General features: G+C 67.6%; 17 protein-coding genes, 2 pseudogenes and 1 riboswitch. Of the genes and pseudogenes, 12 read left to right on the top strand and 7 right to left on the bottom strand.

All coding sequences use genetic code 11. The annotated features are described in order from the left end of the window. Nucleotides 1–26: 26 nt before the first annotated feature. Both ABMA10_RS19585 and ABMA10_RS19580 read left to right on the top strand, forming a co-directional pair. On the top strand, nucleotides 27–737 hold the full coding sequence (locus ABMA10_RS19585; protein WP_431031534.1) for a GntR family transcriptional regulator: 711 nt from the start codon (nucleotides 27–29) through the stop codon (nucleotides 735–737). A 321-nt stretch (nucleotides 738–1,058) separates the two neighbouring features. After that, complete coding sequence (locus ABMA10_RS19580; RefSeq protein ID WP_347867724.1) at nucleotides 1,059–1,265, top strand: hypothetical protein; 207 nt, start codon at nucleotides 1,059–1,061, stop codon at nucleotides 1,263–1,265. 146 nt (nucleotides 1,266–1,411) lie between these two features. On the opposite strand, the gene ABMA10_RS19575 is transcribed toward ABMA10_RS19580, so the two are convergent. The 6 genes and pseudogenes from ABMA10_RS19575 to ABMA10_RS19550 all read right to left on the bottom strand — a co-directional run bounded on the left by ABMA10_RS19575 (nucleotide 1,412) and on the right by ABMA10_RS19550 (nucleotide 10,926). Next, nucleotides 1,412–2,764, bottom strand: coding sequence for a GntR family transcriptional regulator (locus tag ABMA10_RS19575; protein WP_431031533.1), 1,353 nt, complete (start codon nucleotides 2,762–2,764; stop codon nucleotides 1,412–1,414). Between the two features lie 51 nt (nucleotides 2,765–2,815). Then, nucleotides 2,816–3,028: pseudogene (locus ABMA10_RS19570) on the bottom strand (GntR family transcriptional regulator); the annotation flags it as partial. Between the two features lie 207 nt (nucleotides 3,029–3,235). Beyond that, nucleotides 3,236–3,937, bottom strand: coding sequence for an MgtC/SapB family protein (locus ABMA10_RS19565; RefSeq protein WP_347867722.1), 702 nt, complete (start codon nucleotides 3,935–3,937; stop codon nucleotides 3,236–3,238). 116 nt (nucleotides 3,938–4,053) lie between these two features. Next, nucleotides 4,054–6,861, bottom strand: coding sequence for a magnesium-translocating P-type ATPase (mgtA, locus tag ABMA10_RS19560; RefSeq protein ID WP_347867721.1), 2,808 nt, complete (start codon nucleotides 6,859–6,861; stop codon nucleotides 4,054–4,056). A gap of 424 nt (nucleotides 6,862–7,285) precedes the next feature. Further along, nucleotides 7,286–7,467: riboswitch (M-box (ykoK) riboswitch) on the bottom strand. A gap of 143 nt (nucleotides 7,468–7,610) precedes the next feature. After that, the gene (gene rffA, locus ABMA10_RS19555) at nucleotides 7,611–8,759 is read right to left on the bottom strand and encodes a dTDP-4-amino-4,6-dideoxygalactose transaminase (protein WP_431030878.1); all 1,149 of its coding nucleotides are present in this window, start codon (nucleotides 8,757–8,759) and stop codon (nucleotides 7,611–7,613) included. A gap of 142 nt (nucleotides 8,760–8,901) precedes the next feature. Further along, the gene (locus ABMA10_RS19550; protein ID WP_347867719.1) at nucleotides 8,902–10,926 is read right to left on the bottom strand and encodes a beta-galactosidase; all 2,025 of its coding nucleotides are present in this window, start codon (nucleotides 10,924–10,926) and stop codon (nucleotides 8,902–8,904) included. Nucleotides 10,927–11,154: 228 nt separating this feature from the next. Here ABMA10_RS19550 and ABMA10_RS19545 point away from each other — a divergent pair, with 228 nt between their 5' ends. The 4 genes from ABMA10_RS19545 (at nucleotide 11,155) to ABMA10_RS19530 (ending at nucleotide 15,501) form a co-directional block, all read left to right on the top strand. Next, nucleotides 11,155–12,456, top strand: a complete 1,302-nt coding sequence (locus ABMA10_RS19545) for an ABC transporter substrate-binding protein (protein WP_347867718.1) — start codon at nucleotides 11,155–11,157, stop codon at nucleotides 12,454–12,456. A 70-nt stretch (nucleotides 12,457–12,526) separates the two neighbouring features. Further along, entirely contained in the window at nucleotides 12,527–13,513 is a 987-nt protein-coding gene (locus ABMA10_RS19540; RefSeq protein ID WP_414693645.1) for a carbohydrate ABC transporter permease, read from the top strand. A 4-nt stretch (nucleotides 13,514–13,517) separates the two neighbouring features. After that, nucleotides 13,518–14,432 carry a carbohydrate ABC transporter permease gene (locus ABMA10_RS19535; RefSeq protein ID WP_414693644.1) on the top strand — a complete coding sequence of 305 codons (915 nt, stop codon included), beginning with the start codon at nucleotides 13,518–13,520 and terminating at the stop codon, nucleotides 14,430–14,432. 55 nt (nucleotides 14,433–14,487) lie between these two features. Next, nucleotides 14,488–15,501, top strand: coding sequence for a LacI family DNA-binding transcriptional regulator (locus ABMA10_RS19530; protein WP_347867717.1), 1,014 nt, complete (start codon nucleotides 14,488–14,490; stop codon nucleotides 15,499–15,501). 40 nt (nucleotides 15,502–15,541) lie between these two features. On the opposite strand, the gene ABMA10_RS19525 is transcribed toward ABMA10_RS19530, so the two are convergent. Then, nucleotides 15,542–16,717: an ROK family transcriptional regulator gene (locus tag ABMA10_RS19525; protein WP_347867716.1), complete on the bottom strand. Its 1,176-nt coding sequence runs from the start codon at nucleotides 16,715–16,717 to the stop codon at nucleotides 15,542–15,544. A gap of 295 nt (nucleotides 16,718–17,012) precedes the next feature. On the opposite strand from ABMA10_RS19525, the pseudogene ABMA10_RS19520 reads away from it, so the two are divergent. The 6 genes and pseudogenes from ABMA10_RS19520 to ABMA10_RS19495 all read left to right on the top strand — a co-directional run. Next, a pseudogene (locus ABMA10_RS19520) lies at nucleotides 17,013–17,729 on the top strand (amino acid ABC transporter ATP-binding protein); the annotation flags it as partial. A gap of 85 nt (nucleotides 17,730–17,814) precedes the next feature. After that, nucleotides 17,815–18,768 (top strand): glutamate ABC transporter substrate-binding protein, encoded by a 954-nt coding sequence (locus ABMA10_RS19515; protein WP_347867715.1) that lies wholly within the window; start codon nucleotides 17,815–17,817, stop codon nucleotides 18,766–18,768. A gap of 143 nt (nucleotides 18,769–18,911) precedes the next feature. After that, a complete protein-coding gene (locus tag ABMA10_RS19510; protein ID WP_347867714.1) occupies nucleotides 18,912–19,556 on the top strand; it encodes an amino acid ABC transporter permease in 645 nt (214 codons plus the stop codon). After that, nucleotides 19,553–20,461, top strand: coding sequence for an amino acid ABC transporter permease (locus ABMA10_RS19505; RefSeq protein WP_347867713.1), 909 nt, complete (start codon nucleotides 19,553–19,555; stop codon nucleotides 20,459–20,461). Before ABMA10_RS19510 ends, ABMA10_RS19505 begins: the two co-directional genes overlap by 4 nt. Nucleotides 20,462–20,487: 26 nt before the next feature. Beyond that, nucleotides 20,488–21,531 (top strand): asparaginase, encoded by a 1,044-nt coding sequence (locus ABMA10_RS19500; RefSeq protein ID WP_347867712.1) that lies wholly within the window; start codon nucleotides 20,488–20,490, stop codon nucleotides 21,529–21,531. Then, nucleotides 21,528–23,330: a copper homeostasis protein CutC gene (locus tag ABMA10_RS19495; RefSeq protein WP_431030877.1), complete on the top strand. Its 1,803-nt coding sequence runs from the start codon at nucleotides 21,528–21,530 to the stop codon at nucleotides 23,328–23,330. Before ABMA10_RS19500 ends, ABMA10_RS19495 begins: the two co-directional genes overlap by 4 nt. The last annotated feature ends 18 nt before the right edge of the window (nucleotides 23,331–23,348 follow it).

Here is a 23,348-nt window from a genome sequence, read left to right as displayed (position 1 = left end):
CGTGTCCCATTGGGTTGGTGTGGGAAATGCGCCGGGGGGTAGATACGCTGTCAATCAGATCTGCTGACCAGGTGTTGGTCAGAGTGAAGGAGTCGAGCATGCCGGTGCCCACGCAGTTGCCTGAGGTTGAGCGGAAGTCGTTGCGTGAAAGCGCGATGGAGCAGATTCGAGCGGCGATCTTCGACGGGACCTTGGAGCCGGGGGAGCACCTGAACGATCAGGAGCTGCAGACGTGGCTCGGAATCTCTCGGACGCCGATCCGTGAAGCGTTGAACGATCTCGCCCAGGTGGGGTTGGTCGAGATGGCGGCGCAGAAGTACACGCGGGTGGCGTTGCCGACTGCAGAGGATCGCACGCAGGTGTTGCAGACCCTCGGTGCGTTGGTCGGGGGAGTGGTGCGCGTGACGCTGCCAACACTCACCGATGAGCAGCGAAGCCGTGCGGTGCAGGTGGTCGAGGGTCTGATCGCATCGGTGGAGGCCCGAGACACGTTCGATCATGGTGCGAAGGTGTGGGCGATGGTCGATCAGATCGTCGAGGACTGCCCGAACCCTTTTCTGGTGCGCGCAGCGCAGGGGCAGATCGACGCGCTTGCATTCCAGCTGTCGGTGACGAGAACCGAGGGGTCAACGCACTGGGATCGGCTCGAGGACGGATATCCGCGGCTGTTGGAAGCAGTGAAGAGCGGGGATGCGGTCGCGGCCGAACTCGCGATTGAGACCGTCTTCGACCTGTGAGAGCCGCCGGGTCGTCCTGACCGTCCCACGGCCACGTGTGCTGAAGCCTGTGGAGAACGTCGACGTCGGTTCCGCGTTCTGCTCGATACTGGGTCCACGGGGCGCAAGGCATGGCGACCCGACAGTGTCTTCCGCTGCCGCACGTCTCGTCATCCGGCCCAGCCGGCGTCGTGTACTGGTGCACGTGGGAGACGTCGAGGTGAAGGGTGAGGGCGAGTGGGGTTTCTGCACTACGACTCGGGTCAAGTGCCGATGGGCGACCGAACGCTCGCGCATCTCCAAGCCGTCGTTGCGCACAAGCTTCGGCGCGATGAACCCTTCATGCTGACCTGGACCGTGCCGAACTCGTCGGGGTCTGGTCGTCGTTCGATCTGGATCGCCAACGGTGTACCGCTCCGGTTTCGATTCGCTGCTGCCGAACCCGTCACCATCGACCGGTCTCGGATCAGCCAGATGATCACGGAGACCTTCTCCGCTGCCGGGCTCACGCTGCCCGATGACCGGTCGGATCGGACCAACCTGGTCTGAGACAGTCCGGGGTGTGGAGGGCCGTTGATGCTGGCTTGCAGTTACTGCGAGCCTCGTGCGTGTGAACGGGATGGGACGCATTCGTGTGAGGTGCGCGTTCGACGAGTCGGTGATCGGGTACCTCCCGGTCCCCGATGGCATCGGGATCACAATGTCGTGCGATTGGGATCCGTTGTCAGATCAGGCTGGGCGGTAGCGGCGAGCAGCGCCTCTGCCGCGGTCGTCCAGTCGCTCGGGTCGGGGGCAGGGGTCACGGGGGCGCTCTGGGTGGAGTAGCCCCAGCGGATGCCACCACCGTAAGCGACGCCGACGTGGAGTCGGCCGGGCGTGTGCGGTGGGTGCAGCTCCCAACCCGCTTCGTCCCCGTGGAACACCACCGTTTCACCGGAGCGTGCGTGTCGGTATTCGAAATCTGTCCCTGGAGTCGGGTAGAGCGGATTCAGGCCCCAGCGGACGTCGCCGGAGGCGCCGGAGTGGGCGGCCAGGAGTGTGGTCAGTGCGGAGGCGGCTGCGGCTGCGTCGCCTGCGTTGACGGCTGCGAGCAGCGCGCGTGCCGTGCGTTCTCGAACTGTGCCAGGTTGAGGTTCGAGCACCCTGGCGTAGGTGAGGAGGTGCAGCATTCCTGGCAGTATCTCGAGGATGGGCCGGTTGCCGGCGGCCTCGGCCAGCCGCAGAACGAGGTCATCGACGACGCGTGCCCTGTCGGGCTCGGCCAGGTGCTCGACGTCGTCGTGCAGTCGGTGGGCCGCGGTCGAGAGTTCCCGTTTGATCGTCCCATCGCTCCGATCGCTCAACTGGCGGAACAGGTGTTGGACGATATTCGCGACGATCTCATGGGTTTCGTCGACGCGGCGATGGTTCACGGGCGCGACCCGCGTGTACGACTTCGGTTTCACTTCGATCAGCCCGACATCCTCAAGGGCCTCGATCGCTTCACGTATTGGTGTTCGTGACACAGCGAGGGCCGCGGTGAGCTGATCGTCGTGAAGCCTCTGCCCGGGGCGCAGGCGACCATCAAGGATTGCCGCGAGAAGCTGCTCGAAGGTCGAGTGTGCCAGGCCGCGCGGCGGGCGGGTGAGCGGCGCTTGAGTGCGCGGCATGCTGCTCAGCGATTCGGTCAGAACGTTTCGTCGACTGTACATGTTGAAGTAGTCGACGACCAGCGTCTCCGCCTTCCCCCGGTCGCGAGCGGCGCACGCGGCGTGCAGCTCGGCGATGACGTCCACGCGGGCGTCCCGGTCTCCAGCATCGATTTCAAGCAGGGTGTACATCCATCGGACATGGATCTGAACGGTGTGGAGAATCCGCCGCAGAACCGCATTGTCGACGACATCGAGGAACAGATCAGTGACGAACGAGAGGGGATCCGGCGCCGATGGCGCGAGATCCGGCCGGTACGCCGCCGCCTGGGTCACCAAGTCCGAGAGGTTGGCGAGGTCGTGCTCGGTCATGCGCTGGGCGGCGTCGCCGGCGAGTTTCGCGTAGAGCGCCGAGGCCATGTCTGTGAGCTCGAGGTAAGCGAGGGTGTCGCGTTGGCGCACTCGGGTGCCGTACTGCGGCAGAACTTCGACGAGTCCGACTTTCGCGAGGCCACGCAGTGCAGCGCGCAGCGGAGTGCGAGACGCGCCGGTGAGTTCATGGAGGTCCGACTCGGTGAGCATCTGCCCGGGCCGGAAGACGCCGGTGACGATGGCTTCTTGAACGCGTGCGAACGCAAGCGCGGTCAGCGAGACGGGCCCGTCCGGCCTCGATGGAGTATTCATGATTCCTGCGCTTCAGCGGGATCGGCTGGGATCGTCGATCTCCCTGACGTCGGTTCCGATTGCGGCCCACCTGGCCGCGAGCGATGGGAGAAACGTGGGCATGAGGGGCCTTCCGAATGCTCGTCAGTATGGAACAGAGGAGTTCTAGATTCTCAAACATCAGTCTGTCGGCGCAAGAGCGCGGCGGCGGTGCGGGACGACGGACCGTCAGTCGACGAACTCGAGGTTCGTCGCGGACCACTGCACCGCCGTCACAGCCGGCTCGTGCACGACCCGTTCGATGGCGCGTTCGAGCGCACGGTCATCGCGGCTCGACGAGGTGAGCGTCGCCACGATGACGACGCCAGCAGGGGTGTCGGTGGATGTCACTGACTGCACGGTGAACTCGTCTCGGTGCACGGCGTCGAACACGAGTGCACGGACGGTCGCTTCGGCGTCTTCCGGGCATCGCACCGTGAACTCGTAGGCGGCAGGCGGTATCTCGCGGCCGACGTTCGATGATCCTCGATCCAGGAGTCGTCCCATGGGTCGGAGGAAGGTGTTCGCGAGGACGATTGCGGTGGTCCCGATGATGGCGATGAGGTAGGACCCGGTGCCCGCAAGGCAGCCGACGGCGGCGGATGCCCACAGGGTCGCGGCCGTGTTGAGCCCGGAGATCGAGGAACCGCGCTTCATGATCACACCGGCGCCCAGGAACCCGATGCCCGACACCACCTGCGCGGCGACGCGGGTTGGATCGCCACCGCCGAAGCTGTAGGCGCCGAGGAGGACGAACAGTGTCGCACCGAGGCTCACGAGCGCGTTCGTGCGGAGGCCGGCGGTGCGCGCCCGCCACTGTCGCTCGAACCCGATCGCTGCTCCGAGGAGCACGCCGAGGCCGATGCGGAGGATCATGTCGAGGACGTCCATGATGATGTCCTTCCTGGGTCGAGATCTGCAATCCATCAGGATCGGATCGAGGTGGGGTGGAACACGGGTGGGGAGCCACGACAAGGGCGCCCCACCCGTGGAGTGCGGTGGGGCTGCTACAGCCAGCTGCCGAACTTCTTGATGAAGGCGTTCTTCACGAGCTGCGTCAGCACGCAGTACGCGGCGAGCGTGGCGACCAGGAACGGGAAGTACGTCCACGGCAGCGGCACGAGGCCGAGCGCCTGCCCGAAACCGGTGAACGGCAGTACGAGCCCGAAGACGCATACAGCGCCCGTTGCCAGGAGCACGGGCAGGCTCGCCCGCGACTGGATGAACGGGATCTTCTCGGTTCGCAGCATGTGCACGATGAGCGTCTGGGAGATGATCGACTCCACGAACCAGCCCGACTGGAACAGTGCCGCGTGCTCTGGCGAGTTCGCGGCGAACAGGAACCACATGAGCGCGTAGGTGGAGATGTCGAAGATGGACGAGATCGGTCCGATGAAGATCATGAACCGGGCAAGCGACTTCGCTTCCCACCTGCGCGGCTTCTTCAGGTAGTCCTTGTCGACTCGGTCCCACGGGAGCGTGAGCATGGAGAGGTCGTACGTCAGGTTCTGCACGAGCAGGACGATCGGGATCATCGGGAGGAACGGCAGCATCGCGCTCGCGACGAGGACGGAGAACATGTTGCCGAAGTTCGACGACGCCGTCATCTTGATGTATTTCATCGTGTTGGCGAAGGTGCGCCGTCCTTCGACGACGCCGCCTTCGAGGACGGTGAGGTCCTTCTCCAGCAGGATGATGTCGGCGGATTCCTTGGCGATGTCGACCGCCGTGTCCACGGAGATGCCGACGTCGGCCGCACGAAGCGCCGCAGCGTCGTTGATCCCGTCGCCGAGGAAGCCGACGGTCTGGCCCCCGTCGCGCATCGCTTCCACGATCCGTGCTTTCTGCAGCGGATCCATCTTCGCGAAGACGGTGCTGCGCACGGCGAGCTCGGTGAGCTCGTCCTGGTCGAGGGCGTCGATCTGAGATCCGAGGACGATCTCGCCGACGTCGATGCCGACAGTCCTGCAGACGGTCGCCGCGACGAGTTCGTTGTCACCAGTGATGACTTTCACCTGCGTGCCGCGGCGTTCGAGGGAGGCGATCGCGTCCTTCGCCGACGCCTTGGGCGGGTCGAGGAAGGAGAGGAACCCGACGAGCGTCATCTCCGTCTCATCGCCCGTGCTGTAGACGTTCGGGTCGACGCCGTCCGCTCCGCCCTCCTGCATGTCGGCGGCGATGGACTTGGTCGCGACCGCGAGCACGCGGAGTCCCATCCGGTTCTCCTCGGCGACGAGATCGGCGATCTCCGCCAACCGCTCCAGGGTGAGAGACGCGGTGCGTCCCGCGGCGCCGAGCTTCACCTGCTCTGTCGTGCAGAGGGCGAGCACCTCTTCGACGGCGCCCTTCGTCACGATGAGGTGGGACAGTCCGTCATCGAGCACGACCGACATCCGGCGGCGCGCGAAGTCGAACGGCATCTCGTCGACGAGCGTGTACTCGGCCCTGATCCGGTCCAGTTCATTCGGGCCTGCGACGTCGAGGATCGCCCCGTCGAGCAGGTTCCGCAGCCCCGTCTGGAAGTGCGCGTTCGCTGCGGCGAGGCCGAGCGTGGTCTCGCTCGATCGGCCGAAGACATTCATGTGCCGCGCCAACACGATGCGGTCCTCAGTGAGCGTGCCCGTCTTGTCGGTGCAGAGCACGTCCATCGCCCCGAAGTTCTGGATGGAGTTCAGCCGCTTCACCACGACCTTCCGCTTCGCCATGAACCGCGCGCCCTTCGCGAGGTTCGCGGTGACGATGAGCGGCAGCATCTCCGGAGTGAGACCCACGGCGACAGACACGGCGAAGAGGAATGCCGAGCCCCAGTCCTTCGTCAGCCCGTTCACGATGAACACGATCGAGACCATCACGACCATGAACTGGATGAGCACGATGCTCACCTTGCGGATGCCGCTGTCGAAGCTCGTCTCCGGACGCTTCCCGACGATCGACGACGACATCGACCCGAAGTAGGTCCGCTGGCCGGTTGCGAGCACGATGGCCGTGCCCGATCCGCTGATCACCGATGTGCCCATGAAGCCGAGGTTGGACGCTTCGAGGAGCGCGGTGTCCTCGAGACCGGTGGACTGCTCGGCGCACTTCTCCGACGGCAGGGACTCTCCTGTGAGCATCGACTGGTTGATCTGCAGGTCCTTCGCGCGGACGATGAGGACGTCTGCCGGGACCATGTCGCCTGCTGCGAGCTGGACGACGTCGCCGGGCACGACCTGCTCGATCGGGATCTCCCGTGTGACAGGGACACCGCCGTGTGAGCGGGTGACGGCAGTCGTCGTGCGGACCATTGCGAGCAGCGCCTCCGCGGAACGGCTCGTGCTGTACTCCTGCCAGAAGCGCAGGAGCACGCTCACGAGCACCATCGTGCCGATCGTGATGACGCCCTCGTACGACGGTCCTTCGGCCGGGTCCGCGAGGACGATGTCGGTGATGGAGATGATCGTCACGAGGAACAGCAGGATGAGGATGAACGGGTTCGCGAACGTCGCGAGCAGCTGCACGATGGCGGGTGCCGGCTTGCTGTGATCGACGATGTTCGCACCGACCTCGTCGAACCGCCGCTCGACGGTCTCCCGGCTGAGCCCGATGAGCTCGGTTCCGTCCCGTCCGACGCCCAAGCGCCGGACGGTGTCGGCGACGGGAGAGCTCGCTGCGGTGCGGAGGACGCTCCGCTGCGTCGTGTCGAGGAGGGTCCTCCGGGTGTCGGCGCGCTGCTTCGAGCCACGGCCCTTTCCCTGGCGAGGGATCTTGCCTGGTGGCGCGATCTGGTTCGTGGACAGGTCCGTCTCAGGGCCCGTCAGGTGGCGGATGGTGTTCATGGTCGTCTCCGAAACTGTGATTCGGGCGCGCCGGAGGCACAGCGAACGACCCCGTCTCGATGTCGGTCTTGACGACTGTCGTCATGACGGAGGGTTCGCCCGTGCGCGGAACGCCGGATCGGCTGCAAGTGCTGGATGCGGCCGCGCGCCACAGACGTGCCCGGTCAACGCTACGAAACCTGCCGACTCCACCTGCTGGAGCGCTTCAGGAGCGCTCTGTCAATGGCGGTTCAGACGGCGGGACGAGGAGTGGAACCGGTGCTGTCGTGGCGACGCGGCAATCGTGAATGCCCGTCTCCCATTGCAGGTCACCTCCTCGGCTCATATTCCGAATTCGCACGGCGGACGCCGCGCACAGCTCGCCACGATTCCGGTACAGCGGCAGAGTCCGCTGGAAGCGGGCGGTGCAACCGACACTGGAATCGCGACACCTCCACGTAAGAGCTTCGACTCTGCACGACGTGATCCTTCGGGAGCCAGTCCGTCGGGAAGCCACTTGGGGTGACCCCTTAAGCCGGGGAAACCTGTCCTGATCTTGGGCGTCTCTCGACGTCGTCAGATCAGTGGCCTGTATTCGTGCAGGAACCTCGCCTAACAAGGTGCTGCGTCCATGAACTTACACGCCGTGCGCCGCTGCGGCAACCCCATGATCACATCTGATGTTTCAGGGGAATGTCACTGACGGTCGATATTCCGTGTTCTCGTCTCCTGTGCCCCGGGGCTCAGCGCATCCTCCCGCCCGGCAGGCGTCAGCGGGTGGCCGAAGTCGTGCCGACCAGGGTGCGGACGTGGAACCTGTCGACCGCTGAGATCACCCGGTCGACGTCGTCGTCGCTCATCGACGGCCAGAGCGGCAGCCGGACGAGCCGCTCCGAGAACCGCTCGCTGCGGTCGAGGGAGCCCGCCGCCCGGCCGTAGAGCATGCCCGCCGCGCTGGTGTGCAGCGGGACGTAATGGAAGGCGGCGCCGACTCCGGAGCGGTGCAGGTGGTCGAGGAGCGCGCGTTGCGCCTCGTGCGACGGCAGGAGCATGAAGAACAGATGTGCGGCATGGAGTCCACCGGGCGGGTCCATGAGCGCGACGCCCTCGCGATCCGCCCAGTCGGCGAGCTCGGCGGCGTAGCGGTCCCAGATGCGGTGACGCAGGCGCTGGATGGTGTCGAACTCGGCGAGTTGGCAGTCGAGGACCGCCGCGTTCAACTCGCTCAACAGATAGCTGGACCCGATCTGCGCCCAGCTGTACTTGTCGACCTGCCCGCGGAGGAACTGTGACCGGTTGGTGCCCTTCTCTCGCATGATCTCGGCGGAGAGCACCATCGTCGGGTCGTTGATGAGCAGTGCGCCGCCCTCGCCGCAGTGGATGTTCTTCGTGTCGTGGAAGCTCTGGGCGGCGGTGACGCCGACGGATCCGAGCCTGACGCCCGGCCCTTCGACCCCGAGGCCGTGGGCGTTGTCCTCGAGCAGCAGGATCCCGGCGTCACGCGCAATGCACTCGAGGGCGGTGACGTCTGCCGGAACGCCGCCGTAGTGCATCACCGAGATGGCCTTCGTCCGCGGGCCGATCGCCTCCTGCACCCGGCCGGGGTCGAGGTTGCCGGTCGCCTCGTCGATGTCCACGAACACCGGCGTCGCGCCGGCGAGGACGATGGCGTTGGCCGCCGACGGGAAGGTGAAGCTCGGCATGATGATCTCGTCGCCCGGGGCTGCGCCGATCAACCGGGTGGACATCTCCAGCGCGTGGGTGCCCGAGGTGGTCAGCAGGACATCTGCCGCGCCGGTGATCTCCCGGAGTCGTTCGCTGGCCGCGGCCGTGAACCGTCCGTCGCCGTGGGAGTGCTCGGACTGCAGCACCTGCTCGAGGCTGTCGAGTTCCCCTGGCGCTCGATACGGCCTCGACAACGGTATCGATCCTGCAGACATGCGACCCCCCGGAAGCGCGACTCACATGGTCGCCTGGAGCGAATATAGTCCCGGGGACCCCGCCGGGGCATCATGCTTCCGGATGACGCGCCGACGCTCGCCGAGGGGGTCCTCCGTGAGGTCAGGACGAGCGGATCACCCGGACGCCTCCGGCCGGGACGACGACGAGACCGTCGACCGACTCGCCCGTGAGGAGCTCGACCGTGCCCGGGCTGGCAAGCACGGCATCGGTGTCCGCATGGTTGATCGCGATCGTGAACGAGACCCCGTCGCCCCGGCGGGTGACGACCTCGAGGCCGACCGGCGGCACCGGCTGCAGCTCGACTCCGGCATGGTCGAGCGCTCCGGACAGCAGCTCCGAGAGCCCGGCCTCGTCGAGCTTCGTCGACACGTACCAGGCGGCGCCCGCCCCGAAGCGGTTGCGGGTCACCGCCGGCTGTCCTGCTGCTGGGCCCGTGAGGTAGGAGGTGACGGTCTCGGCGCCTTCGAGGACGATGTCGTCGCTCCAGCTGCTGCCCGTCCGACCGCCGTCCAGCTGCACCCTCTCCTGCTCGTGGAGCGGCAGGAACTCGGGCACCGAGATGCCGAGCACCTCCCGGAACGCCCCGGGTGCGCCACCCTCCCAGACGGCGTCGTGTTCGTCGACGACGCCTGAGAAGTACGACACGACGAAGCTCCCGCCGTCTGCGACGTAGCGTGTGAGGTTCTCCGAGGTCTCGCGATCGGCCAGGTACAGCGATGGCGCGAGGACCAGGCGGTAGCCGCTCAGGTCGTCGTGCGGGTGGACGAAGTCGACCGTGACACCCGCGCGCCAGAGGGCGGCGTAGTAGGCCTCGATGCGTTCGCGGTGGTCGAGCTCGACCGATGGACGCCATTCGAGGTCTTGAGCCCAGAACGACTCGACGTCCCACAGGATCGCGACCTCACTGCGCACGCGTGATCCGAGCAGTTCGTCCAGTCGACCGAGATCCTGCCCGAACGCCACGACCTCTCGCCAGATGCGGCTGTCGGTGCCGGCGTGCGGGAGCATCGCCGAGTGGAACTTCTCCGCGCCGGAGCGTGAGGCGCGGAACTGGAAGTAGAGGATCGCGTCGGCTCCGCGCGCCAGGTGGCTCGCGCTGTTCCTCGCGAGCTCTCCGGCACGCTTCGCGATGTTCCGCGGCTGCCAGTTCACGGCCGAGGTGGAGTGCTCCATCAGGATCCATGGCCGGCCGCCGGCGAGCGACCGGGTCAGGTCGGAGTCGAGCGCGAGCAGAATGTGGTTGTCCTCGCGCTCGGCGACGAGGTAGTAGTCGTTCGCGACGATGTCCACCTCGCGGCTCCACGCCCAGTAGTCGATCGAGCGGCAGTTGGTGGCCATGAAGTTCGTGGTCACCGGGATCTCGGGGGCGTACCGCTTGATGATGTCGCGCTCGGCGATGTAGCACTGGAGCAGCGCGTCGGAGGTGAAGCGGGCGAAGTCGAGTCGCTGCGTCTGGTTCACGACCGACGCCGAGACCCGCGGTGCGTCGATCTCGTCCCACTCGCCGTAGTCCTGGCCCCAGAAGCGGGTGCCCCAAGCGGCGTTCAGGGCGTCGACCGAGCCGTACCGGCGCTGGAGCCACTCGCGGAACGCGTGCACGGAGGCGTCCGAGTAGTCCTCGCTGATCGGGGCGCCGTACTCGTTGTGCACGTGCCAGAGGACGACCGCGGGGTGTGAGCCGTATCGGACCGCGAGCTGTTCGGTGATCGCGGCTGCTGCACGCCGGTAGACGGGTGAGCTGGGGCTCGCGATGCCGCGGGAGCCGTGACCGAGGCGCATCCCGTCTCGGGTCACGGGATGCGCCTCGGGGTACTGCTTCCAGAACCAGGCCGGCGGGACGGTCGTCGGCGTCGCGAGGTCGACGGAGATGCCGGCGGCGTGGAGCAGCTCGATGATCTCGTCGAGGAAGGTGAAGTCGTATTCGCCTTCTCGCGGTTCGAGGACTGCCCACGAGAAGATACCGACGCTGACGAGGTCGACGCCGGCGCTCGTCATGAGGGCGATGTCCTCGAGCCAGGTCTCGCGAGGCCACTGCTCGGGGTTGTAGTCGCCCCCGTAGCGGAGGCCTGTCGTTCCGGGGATCCAGGTGGCCTGGGCGGTGAGCGGGTCGAGCTCGATCGTCATGCTGCGTCTCCTGTGACTCAGTTGGCCTTGCGCGATCCGAATGAGCGCCAGACTGTGTGCGCTCCCAGTTCTATCACAGAGTCAGCCGCAAGCGTTCGGAGGCATCTCGGTGTTGACAACACGATACGTGTGTGAATAACTGTAACCGCTCACAGGTACAACGTCGTTTCCCCGTCGAAGCGTCGCTGTCCCGCATCAGAGCGCCCCAGCTTTCGACAAGGAGGACGAATGCGCAGCACGCTTCGCCACATCGGCATCGCCACGGTCGCCACGACGGCCCTACTGCTCACCGGATGCTCGGCATCCTCGGGCGGCACGGAGTCCGGCCCCGTCAAACTCACCTACTGGGCCTGGGCGCCCAACCTCGAGCAGGTCGTCGAACTGTGGAACGAGGACCACCCCGACATCCAGGTCGTCGTCCAGAAGCAGGACGGCGGAGACCCGGCCATCACGAAGCTGCTCACGGCGATCAAGGCCGGCAGCGGCGCACCAGACCTCATTCAGGCCGAGTACCAGAAGATCCCGACGCTCGTCGCGTCCGATGCGCTCGCCGACATCTCCGAGCAGGGCGCGGGAGGCCTCGAGGACGACTTCTCCGACGGCGTCTGGAACTCCGTCACCCTCGGCGGCGACGCGGTCTACGCGGTCCCGCAGGACTCCGGCCCGATGATGGCCTACTACCGCACCGACATCCTCCAGAGCCTCGGCCTCAGCGTGCCGACGACCTGGGATGAGTACGCCGACGTCGCCCGTGCCGTGCACCAGGCCGACCCCACGAAGTACCTGGGCACATTCTCCGCGAACGACGCCGGCTGGTTCGCCGGGCTCTCGCAGCAGGCCGAAGCGTCCTGGTGGTCCATCGAAGGCGACAGCTGGGGTGTCGACATCGACGCCGGCCCGACCGAGAAGGTCGCCGCCTACTGGGGCGGACTCGTAGAGGAGGGCGCCATCGACAACAAGCCGATGTACACGCCCGAGTGGAACGCCGGTCTGAACGACGGCTCACAAGTCGGCTGGATCTCGTCGGTCTGGGCGCCCGGTGTCCTCGGTGGCAACGCACCCGACACGGCAGGGAAGTGGACTGCGGCAGAGCTCCCGCAGTGGGACGCATCGAAGCCGTCCAACGGCAACTGGGGCGGCTCGTCCACCGCGGTCACGTCGCAGTCGAAGCACGCCGCCGCCGCGGTCGAGTTCGCGACCTGGCTGAACACCGACCCGAAGGCCGTCGCCGCCCTGGCCGACGTCGCCTGCGTCTACCCGGCCGCGACGAAGGTCGCGGCCGATGCCCTGCAGACCCCGCCGGACTTCTTCAGCCAGCAGAGCGACTTCTACGACGTCGCCGCGAAGGCCTCCGAGTCGGTCGCGCCGTTCACCTACGGCCCGAACGTCAACGTCGCGTTCAGCGCGTACAACGACGAGTTCGCGAAGGCGGCCGAGTCGAAGACGGCGCAGGCGTTCACCAACGCCGTCGCGGCCATGCAGTCCATCACGATCGACGACCTGAAGAAGAGCGGCTTCTCGGTCAAGTGATCCCCGCCGGGCCGGCTTCCCGAGTCGGCCCGGCTCCCACCGCTCCCGCACATCGACCCAAGGACTCGGCATGGCTGCACCATCCGCGCTGGACACGATCCGGCCCACCCCAGAAGCACCGCGAGTGAAGCGACCGCCGGCCAGGTCCCGGAAGAACCTGAAGAGTCGGGTGCTCATCCCGTATGCGATGCTCGCCCCCGGCATCATCCTGTTCCTCGTGTTCATGGCGGCGCCCATCGTCTACACGCTGTTCCTGAGCTTCCAGAAGAAGCAGGTCTCGGGGCTCGGGCTCGGATCCGGCAGCCGGACGACCGCGTTCGCCGGTTTCGAGAACTACCTCGGCACCTTCAGCGATCCGGAGTTCGCGGCGAGTGTCGGGCGGGTGCTGCTCTACGGCCTCATCCTCATCCCGTGCATGCTCGGACTCGCGCTTCTCTTCGCGCTCCTCCTCGACTCGCGCCGGACGCGGGCCGTGTCCGTCACCCGCATCTCGATCTTCCTGCCGTACGCCGTGCCCGCCGTGATCAGCTCCGTCCTCTGGGGCTTCCTCTACCTGCCGGCGGTGAGCCCGTTCTACGCGGTCTTCGACGCCCTCGGCTGGAACGCCCCCGAGATCCTGTCCTCCGGCACCATCATCTTCGGCATCGCGAACATCGCGCTCTGGGGTGGCGTCGGCTTCAACATGATCGTCATCTACACCTCGCTCAAGGCGGTGCCGAGCGAGATCTACGAGGCCGCCCGCATCGACGGAGCGAGCGAGGTGCAGATCGCGCTGCGCATCAAGATCCCGATCGTCGCCCCTGCCCTCGTCATGACCGGTCTGTTCTCCATGGTCGCGACGCTGCAGGTCTTCGCCGAGCCGACGACGCTCCGGCCGCTCACCAACAGCCTGTCGACGAGCTGGTCGCCGCTCATGCTCGTCTACCGGGACGCGTTCACCCGCGACGACATCTACTCGGCGGCGGCCACCTCGATCGTCATCGCCGTCGCAACCTTCATCGTCTCCTTCGTCTTCCTCCGGGTCGTGCAGAAGCGAGCCTTCGGTCAGGAGGACTGACACCATGACCACACTTCTCTCCCGACCCACCACGTCTGCGGGCCGCCGCCCCAGCCGCCGCGAGCGCGCCGGCAGCACGACCATGCGGTCGGATCGACCCAGCGCGATCTCCACCGGCATCCTCATCATCGGCGCGATCTACTGCCTGTTCCCCGTCTTCTGGGTGCTGATGGCCGCGACGAAGAGCGGTGGCGAGCTGTTCTCCACCTTCACCCTCGCGCCGAGCACCCACCTGTTCGACAACATCGTCGAGCTGACGCAGTACCGCGACGGCCTGTTCTGGCGTTGGATGCTCAACACGGCCCTGTACGCGGGCATCGGTGCGATCGCGTCGACGTGGGTGTCCGCGATCTCGGGCTACGTGCTCGCGAAGTTCGACTTCCCCGGGAAACGAACCGTCTTCAGCATCCTCCTCATGGGGGTGCTGGTGCCGGGCGTCATCCTTGCGATCCCGCAGTACTTCCTGCTGGCCAACGTCGGCCTGACGAACACCTTCTGGGGTGTGCTGCTGCCGCAGATCATCAGCCCGTACGGCATCTACCTGGCGCGCATCTATGCCGCGGCCGCCGTACCGACCGACGTCATCGAGGCGGCCCGGACCGAGGGCTCCGGCGAGTTCCGGATCTTCGCCCGCATCGCGATGCCGATGATGCTTCCAGGTCTCGTGACGATCTTCCTGTTCCAGTTCGTCGCCATCTGGAACAACTTCATGCTGCCGTACATCATGCTCGGGGACGACTCACTGTTCCCGATCACCGTCGGCCTCAACGGTCTCCTCAACCAGGGTGCCTCGGCTCCGGCGCTCTACACGCTCGTGATCACCGGAGCGTTGCTCGCCGTCATCCCGCTGATCTTGATCTTCCTGATCCTGCAGCGCTTCTGGCGGGTGGACCTCGCGGCCGGTGCTGTGAAGGCGTGAGCGCTCTCGGTCCTGGTCCCGGTCTCGGTCGCAAGGCGAGCACTAGGCTGACGGGATGACCACCGTCCCGCCCCGTCGGCGCCCGACGATCGACGACGTCGCGGAGGCGGCCGGGGTCTCCCGTGGCACCGTATCGCGGGTGTTGAACGGCGGACGTTGGGTCAGTGCCGACGCCAAGGCGGCGGTCGACGCGGCGATCCGGAAGACCGGTTACCGGGTCAACCCGCACGCGCGCAGCCTTGCGACGAACCGCACCGGCTCGGTCGCGTTCCTGCTCACCGAGGATCACCAGCTGCTCTTCGAGGACCCGAACTTCTCGATGCTGCTGACGGGCGCCGCGCAGGCGCTCGCCGAGAAGCAGCTGTCGCTCGTGCTCATCATGGCCGGCAGCGCCGCAGAACAGGAGCGGGCGCTCGCGTACGTCGAGGCCGGTCACGTCGACGGCGTGCTGCTCGTGTCGGCGCACAGCGGCCAGCGGTTGATCAGCGACATCGTGGACTCGAAGGTGCCGGCGATCGCCTGCGGCATCCCACTCGGGTTCCAGAAACGCCTCGGGTACGTCGCGGCCGACGACCTCGAGGGAGCGCGCGAGATGGTGGCGCACCTCCGCGGACTCGGCAGGACCCGGGTCGCGACCATCGCAGGGCCGCTGGACACGCCGGGTGGCGTCACCCGGCTCGAGGGGTATCGGCTCGAGCTGGGCGACGCGTTCGACGAGCGACTGGTGCGGCACGGCGACTACGGCCGCGCGAGCGGTGAGACGGCGATGCGGGAGTTGCTCGCGGCGGAGCCGACGGTCGACGCGGTGTTCGTCGCGAACGACCGCATGGCGGCAGGTGCCATCGATGCGCTCAAGGCGGCGGGTCGTCGGGTGCCCGAGGACGTCGCCGTGGGTGGTTTCGACGACTCCAGCATCGCTCTCGGCACCGACCCCGCGCTGACGACTATGCGTCAGCCGTTTGAACGCATCAGCGCGGAGATGGTCCGGCTCCTCCTCCAGGTGATCGACGGCGAGCGTCCGGCGGCGATCACCCTGCCGACGGAACTCGTGGTCCGCGCCTCGGCCTGACCAGGCCTGCACTGACCGAGCGGCTCAGCGGCTCAGCGGCTCAGTGGCTCGGCGCGAGGCCGTCGACGGAGAAGATCTCGTCGAGGATCATGTGGCCGGCGCCGAGGAGGCCACTCGTGCCCTGGTGCCTGCAGACCTCGACGGTCAGCTGCTCCGTCGCCATCGGCAGGCAGTCCGCGTAGAGCGTCGACCGGACGCCCGCGACGAACACGTCGGAGTCGGCGAGGACGCCGCCGAGGACGATGCGGTCGGGGTTGAAGAAGTTGACGATGCTCGCGAGGACGCCGCCCGTCATCACGCCGGACGAACGCAGCAGTCGTGTGGCGAGCGGGTGGGAGTCGCGAGCGAGCGAGATCATCGCCTCGGTCGACGGTACGTCGTGACCTGCCGCCTGCATCTCGCCGACGAGGGCGTTGCCCGAAGCGAGCGCGTCGAGGCAGCCGATGCGACCGCAGGAGCAGGGCACGGCGGTTGCACCGGGCACGGAGACATGGCTGATGTCTCCGGCCCAGCCGTTGCTGCCCCGATACAGTTGCCCGCCGGACACGATGCCGCAGCCGATCCCCGAGCCCACCTTGACGAAGATCTGGTTCTCGAACTCGTGGGCATCGTGGCCGGTGAGGAGTTCGCCGACCGCCATGAGGTTGGCGTCGTTGTTGACGATGACGGGGACAGGCAGGTGACGCCTGAGGACGTCGGCGACGGACACGCCGTTCCATCCGGGCATCCGGGAGGGTGAGATCACGCGCGAGGTGGTGGTGGACACCGGTCCTGGCACGCCGACGGAGATGCCGCGCAACTGTGTCGCTCCGAGCCCGGCGGCCTGGGCCATGTCGGTGAGCTGCTCCACGGCGCTCGCGAGTACCTCCTCCGGACCCGCCGCGATGTCGAGCTCGACGTGCCGCTCGGCGACCAGGGCGCCTGCGAAATCGACGAGGCCGAAGGACGCGCGGTCGACGCCGAGATCGACGCAGCCGACCGTGCCTGCAGCGCCGCGGATCTCGAGGTTCCTCGGACGGCGGCCACCAGCCGACATCCCCTGGCCGGTCTCGACGATGTGCCCGTGCTGCAGGAGGTCGTCGACGCGTGCCGCGACCGTCGATGCCGACAGCCCTGTGATCTTGGCGAGGGCGGCCCGGGAGGATGCTCGACCGGAGCGCAGATGCCCGATGATCGCGATGTTCTGCGGGGCGTGTGACTGCTGCTGCACACTCATCGGGTGCTCCCATCGGCGTGTTTCACGGCGGTCAACTTCCTCCATTATTACATAAACTTCATCGAAACTTACGTGTAACAATCGGATATTAGGTTGATTCTATCATCAAGGTGCCAGATCGAACCATGAAGGCGACGCGGCCGACAGGGTCGCAGCAGAGCAGCAGGACTGCAGAGCAGCAGGACTGCAGAGCAGCAGTACTGCAGAGCAGAAAGGCGACCCGATGGCCTCCGACATCCCGCACCACCCGCATGGTCCCGCCGCCGTCCCCCAGACGGTCGAGACCCTCAGGGACATGGTCGTCATGGCCGGCGTGCAGAAGTACTTCGGCGACCACCACGTGCTGAAGGACGTCGACCTCACGATCGCCGAAGGCGAGGTCGTCGTCGTCGTGGGTCCGTCAGGCTCCGGCAAGTCGACGCTCTGCCGCTGCATCAACCGCCTCGAGAGCATTTCGAGCGGCGAGATCCGGATCGACGGATCCGTCCTCCCCGAGGAAGGCAGAGCACTCGCGAACCTGCGCGCCGACGTCGGCATGGTCTTCCAGTCCTTCAACCTCTTCGCGCACCGGACCATCCTCGAGAACGTCACGCTCGCACCCATCACCGTCCGGGGGGAATCGAAGCGCGAGGCCAGGAAGCACGGCCTCGAACTGCTCGACCGCGTGGGCATCGCCGACAAGGCGGACAGCGTGCCCGCTCAGCTCTCCGGAGGCCAGCAGCAGCGTGCTGCCATCGCGCGAGCCCTCGCCATGCGCCCGAAGGTGATGCTGTTCGACGAACCGACCTCCGCCCTCGATCCGGAGATGGTCACCGAGGTGCTCGACGTCATGGTCGCGCTCGCCCGTGACGGCATGACGATGGTCGTGGTCACCCATGAGATGGGCTTCGCCCGGCGTGCGGCCGATCGCGTCGTCTTCATGGACGACGGACGCATCGTCGAGCAGAACTCACCCGAAGCGTTCTTCGCGCACCCCGAATCCGAGCGTGCTCGGGCCTTCCTGTCGAAGATCCGCCCCACGAATCGATCCGCCCCACGAATCGATCCGCCCCACCCACCCGCATCACCCGTCACCCAGTCACGAGAAAGGCACCACCTTGCGCAGCACCACGTCACCCTTCCGTCGGGTCCTCCCGTTCGCAGCAGTCGCGCTCACCGCGACCCTCGCCCTCTCGGCCTGCTCCTCCGGCGACGAGGCGGTCCCCGGCGCCGACTCCACCGGTGCGGCAGGCTCGAGCCTCGCCGACGTCTACAAGAACGCCGTCGTCGCCGAAGCAGCAGACATCCTGCCCGACTCGACCATGGCCAAGATCAAGGAGCGTGGGAAGCTCATCGTCGGCGAAGCACTCGACGCGCCCCTGCTCTCGCAGCAGGACCCGAGCAACCCCGATTCCGTCGAGGGCTTCGACGCCGACCTCGCGAAGCTGCTCGCCATCTACATCCTGGGCGAGCCGAACGTCGAGATCATCCCGCCCGCATCGGAGACGCGCGAAGCACTGCTGCAGAACGGCACCGTCGACGTCGTGTTCAACACGTACACGATCACCGAGGAGCGCGCCGAGCAGGTCTCCTTCGCCGGCCCGTACCTGGAGTCCGGCCTCGCCGTCGCGGTGAAGGCCGACAACGACGACATCTCGGGCATCGACGACCTCGGCGGCAAGACCGTCATCGTCGGCGCCAACACGCCAGCCGTGACGGCCGTCCCCGAGGAGCAGCCGACCGCGACGGTCGTGTCGTTCGCGAGCGACCCGCAGGCGATGCAGGCGCTCAAGCAAGGACGCGGCGACGCGTACGTGCAGGACTTCACCCTGCTCGCGTCGAACGCCGCCTCCGACAGCTCGATCAAGGTCGTCGGTCAGCCCTTCACCACCGAGGCGTACGGCATCGGTCTGAAGCACGACGACACCGAGTTCAAGCAGTTCATCAACGACTGGCTGCTGAAGATCCAGGCCGATGGCACGTGGGCCAAGGTCTGGGACGCGACGCTCGGCGAAGCCGTCGAGTCGGACACTCCCGACGCACCGAAGATCGGTTCCGTCCCCGGTTCCTGAGCACCCGCTCCCGGGTCGGCCGTCGCATCGGCGGTCGGCCCCGGAGCATCACCGCCCCTCGACAAGCTCGGGGACCGGTCCACGCTCGGGGACCGGACCCGCCATCCCGCTCCGACACCAGCCACGACCGCCCGAAGGACCACATGGACATCTTCATCGACAGCGCCGGCCCGCTCCTCGCCGCACTGGGCACGACGATCACGATGGCGGTCGTCGCGGGCATCGGATCGCTGATCCTCGGCACGCTCATCGCCGCCGCACGCATCAGCCCGCTCCCCGTCCTGCGTGGTGCGGCGTTCGCCTACGTGCAGTTCTTCGTGAACGTCCCGCTCCTCGCGCTGCTCATCCTCGCGGTCTTCGCGCTCCCGGACGCCGGCATCATCATGCCGCTCGCGCCCACGACGGTCGTCGTCCTGACCCTCTACGAGGCGGCATACGTCGCCGAGGCGGTGCGCAGCGGGGTGAACACCGTCGGGAACGGCCAGATCGAGGCGAGTCGGGCGCTCGGGTTCACCCTCGGGCAGACCCTCCGGCTCGTGGTCATCCCGCAGTCGCTTCGTGCCGCCGTGCAACCGATCGGCAACGTCATGATCGCACTCACGATGAACACGGCGCTCGCTGCAGCGGTCGGCGTCGTCGAACTCACCTCGGCGGCCAACAAACTGAACCTCGTCGAGGCGCAGCCCATCCTGATCTTCACCGCAGCCGGTCTCGTCTACATGCTGCTGGCCCTCGTCATCGGCCTGAGTGCCGGACGCATCGAGCGAAAGGTGGCGATCGTCCGATGAGCGCCTCACCCACAACCGCACAGTCCTCCCTGACGACGAGGCGGACCGCCGCCCGACCGACCGTCTCGCTGTACGACGAGCCCGGACCCGTCGCCCGGCGGAACATCCGCATCTGGTCGGTCGTCGTGGTCGTCGTCCTGCTCGGTCTCATCACCGCAGGCCTCGTGCAGTTCGGTGCGAAGGGGCAACTCGACGCCGACAAGTGGACTCCGTTCCTGTCCTGGCCGGTGTGGCAGTACCTCCTCGTCGGTCTGTGGGGCACGATCCAGGCCGCCGCACTCGTCGCCGTCCTCGGTGGCGTCCTCGGCCTGTTCCTGGCCCTCGGACGTCTCAGCAGGGTGCGCCCGGTCCGTTGGCTGTGCACCGCCTACATCGAGATCGCGCGGACCATCCCCGTCCTGCTCCTCATCTACCTCATGCTCTTCGGTCTGCCGCAGCTGGGATTGAACTTCCCGCTCATCTGGAAGCTCGTCATCCCGCTCACCGTCGCGAACTCGGCGGCCTTCGCCGAGATCATCCGCGCGGGCATCCTCGGTCTGCCGCGTGGCCAGCGCGAGGCAGGTCTCAGCCTCGGCCTGTCCGAGGCCCAGACGAGCCGGCTGATCGTGCTCCCGCAGGCGTTGCGCTTCGTCACACCGTCACTCGTGACGCAGCTGGTGAGCCTCGTCAAGGACACCTCACTCGGCTATATCGTCGCGTTCACCGAACTGCTGTACCGGGGGCAGGTGCTGTCGTCGTTCAACCATCTGCTGATCCAGACCTTCCTCGTCGTGACGCTCGTCTACCTCGTGTTCAACGGTGCGCTGTCGACCGTCGCCGCTCGACTGCGCACCCGGCCGTCCGCGCGCAGCCTGCGGCGACCGGCCGCTCCGGCACCGGTGCCCACCACCCCCGTCCTCGACTGACCGTCCACCACCACAAGGAGCTCCCCGTGGCACTGCAGCACCCCCAGAACCCCGTCGCCGATCCGCACGTCGACCGGCTCTCTGCAGCCGAATCGCTCGCGGAACTCGCCGTCGTCCGCCGCTCGGGTGTGTCGGAGAGCCGTCACTTCGGCTGGTTGGTCGCCCTCGACGCCGACGGCCGCATCGTCGCCGAGTTGGGCAGCGGGGCCGGCCAGGTGCTGCCTCGCTCGACGACGAAGCCGCTGCAGGCGCTCGCCTGTCTCGTCGCCGGAGCCGAGTTGTCGGGGGAGGAGCTCGCCATCGCGGCCGGAAGTCACACCGGCGAGGACGCGCACGTCGATGCGGTGCGCCGGATCCTGGAGCGGGCCGGGCTCGACGAGTCGGCGCTCGGCTGTCCCGTCGACTGGCCGGAGGACGAACCGACCCGCGAACGCCTGATCCGTGCGGGGGAGACCCGATCGCGGATCCGGATGAACTGTTCCGGCAAGCACGCCGCGATGCTCCTGGCCTGCGTCGCCAACGGCTGGGACACCGCGACGTACCTCGAGCCGGACCACCCGCTGCAGGTGCTCGTGCAGGAGACGGTCGCACACACGACCGGTGTCCCCGTCGTGCACACGGCGACCGACGGCTGCGGCGCTCCGCTGTTCAGCACGACGGTCGAGGGGCTCGCCCGCTCCTTCCGGGCGCTGGTCACCGCGCAGGACGGTACGCCCGAACGCCGGATCGCGGACGCCATGCGCGCCCACCCGTTCTTCGTCGGCGGCGACCACCACGCGAACAGCGACACGATGGCCCGCGTCCCCGGTGTGCTCGCGAAAGGTGGTGCCGAGGGCGTGATCGGCATGGCCGCGGCGACCGGGGAAGCGGTCGCGATGAAGATCGTGGACGGCAACCCACGCGCCACGACGCTCATCGCCCTCGAGGTGCTCGCGGCGCTCGGCGTCGACATCACCGACGCCGGGTCGCTCGTCGAGCTGCCCGTGCTCGGCGGCGGAGTCCCCGTCGGTGAGATCGTGCTCGGTGCGGACGCTGCATCGTGGGTGCGCGAGCGCGGCGACATCCGATGAGCGACGACACGGGAGCGCCTCGGGTCGCCGACCCGATCGCGGAGCCGGTGCCGCAGCGGAGGACAGTCGTCGAGGTCTGCGTCGACGACCTCGCGGGAGCGATCTCCGCCGACCGTGCGGGAGCCGACCGCATCGAACTGTGCGCAGACCTGCTCGAAGGCGGGACCACGCCGAGTCTGGGTCTGATCGGTACCGTGCTGGCTGCCGTCCGCGACGTGGACGTCCAGGTCATCGTCCGGCCGCGCGGCGGTGACTTCGTCTACGACGACGGCGAACTCGACGTCATGTGCGCCGACCTCGCCGCCATCGCCGACGTCGCCCGCCGGTCGACGCTCCGCGTCGGCGTCGTCCTCGGCGCGCTGACCACCGGCGGCTCAGTCGACGTGTCGGCGATGCGGCGGCTGTCGGATGCAGCGGGCGGACTCCCCGTCACCTTCCACAAGGCCTTCGACGCCACGCCCGACCTGTTCGCCGCCTATGACACGCTCGCGGGGCTCGGTGTGGAACGCGTGCTCACCGCGGGTGGCCCTGGATCTGCGCTCGACGGGGTCGAGGTGCTCGCCGAGCTCGTCCGCCGTTCGCTGTCCGAGCCCTCGTTGTCTGAGCCCTCGCCGGCAGGGGTCGCGCGTCCGTCGATCCTCGTCGGGGGCTCCGTGCGTCCGTCGAACGTCCGGCAGATCCTCGATGCAACTGACGCCCGGGAGGTGCACCTCCGCGCCCAGGTGCCAGCGCCCCGCGGCGACGGCACGCTCGCCACCGATCCGACGATCGTCCGTGCGATGCGTGCGGCGGTCGACGATGCGACCGGTCGCGCAGCCGCATCACCCGTGTCCCTCGCGTCCGATGTCGTCGTCATCGCGGTCGACATCGGCGGAACGAACCTCAAGGGTGCGATCATCGACAGCACGGGTCGTGCCCTCGCCTCGCGCTCCGTCGGCGTCGGGCGCACGGGCGAGGAGTCGATCCAGCGCATCATCGAACTCCTGAAGACCCTCCGCGGGCAGACGGAGTCCGCCGGGCAGACGGTCGTCGGTGTCGGCGTGGTGACGCCCGGCATGGTGGACGCGGCGCAGGGCATCGTCCGGTACGCGTCGACGTTGGACTGGACCGACGTGCCGCTCGGACCCATCCTCTCCGCCGAGCTCGGTGTGCCCGTCGAAGTGGGCCACGACGTCAGGTCGGCCGGTCTCGCCGAGAGCCTGTTCGGCGCGTCGGCCGGCGTCGCCGACTCGGTGCTCGTGGCGATCGGGACCGGAGTCGCCGCGTCGATCATCAGCAGCGGCAATGCGGTCGTCGGAGCCGTCACCACGGCTGGCGAACTCGGCCACATCCCGGCCATCCCCGACGGTGAGGACTGCACGTGCGGTCAACGCGGCTGTCTCGAGGTGTATCTCTCGGGCGCCGGGCTCGCGCGCAGGTACGCGGCGCTCGGTGGCGACCCCACGATGGACGCGGCGGCGATCTCGACGCGACTCGGCCAGGACGACATCGCGGATCGTGTCTGGGCGGACGGCGTGCACGCCCTCGCGCTCGGCTTGAAGTCCGTCACGCTGCTGATCGATCCCGAGGTCGTCGTCCTCGCCGGCGGCGTCTCCCGTGCGGGGGCCACGCTCGTCGAACCGGTGGTGGCAGCGTTGCAGGACTCGCTCGTCTGGCGTGCGGCTCCCGAGATCCGGCTCTCCATGCTCGGGACCTCGGGCGGTCGCATCGGGGCCGCGGTGCTCGCCTTCCGCGCAGCGGGTCGTGGCGATCTGGTGGACATGTGGACGACGGCGAGCGTGCTGCAGGCAGCGGCGTGAACACCTGCCGCGCCCGTG

The sequence above is a fragment of the Plantibacter sp. RU18 genome, assembly GCF_050613355.1.
In the GTDB taxonomy this organism is placed as follows: Bacteria; Actinomycetota; Actinomycetes; order Actinomycetales; family Microbacteriaceae; genus Plantibacter.
The sequence above is the reverse complement of the archived record's forward strand: the minus strand, read 5'-3'. Positions and strand labels throughout refer to the sequence as shown.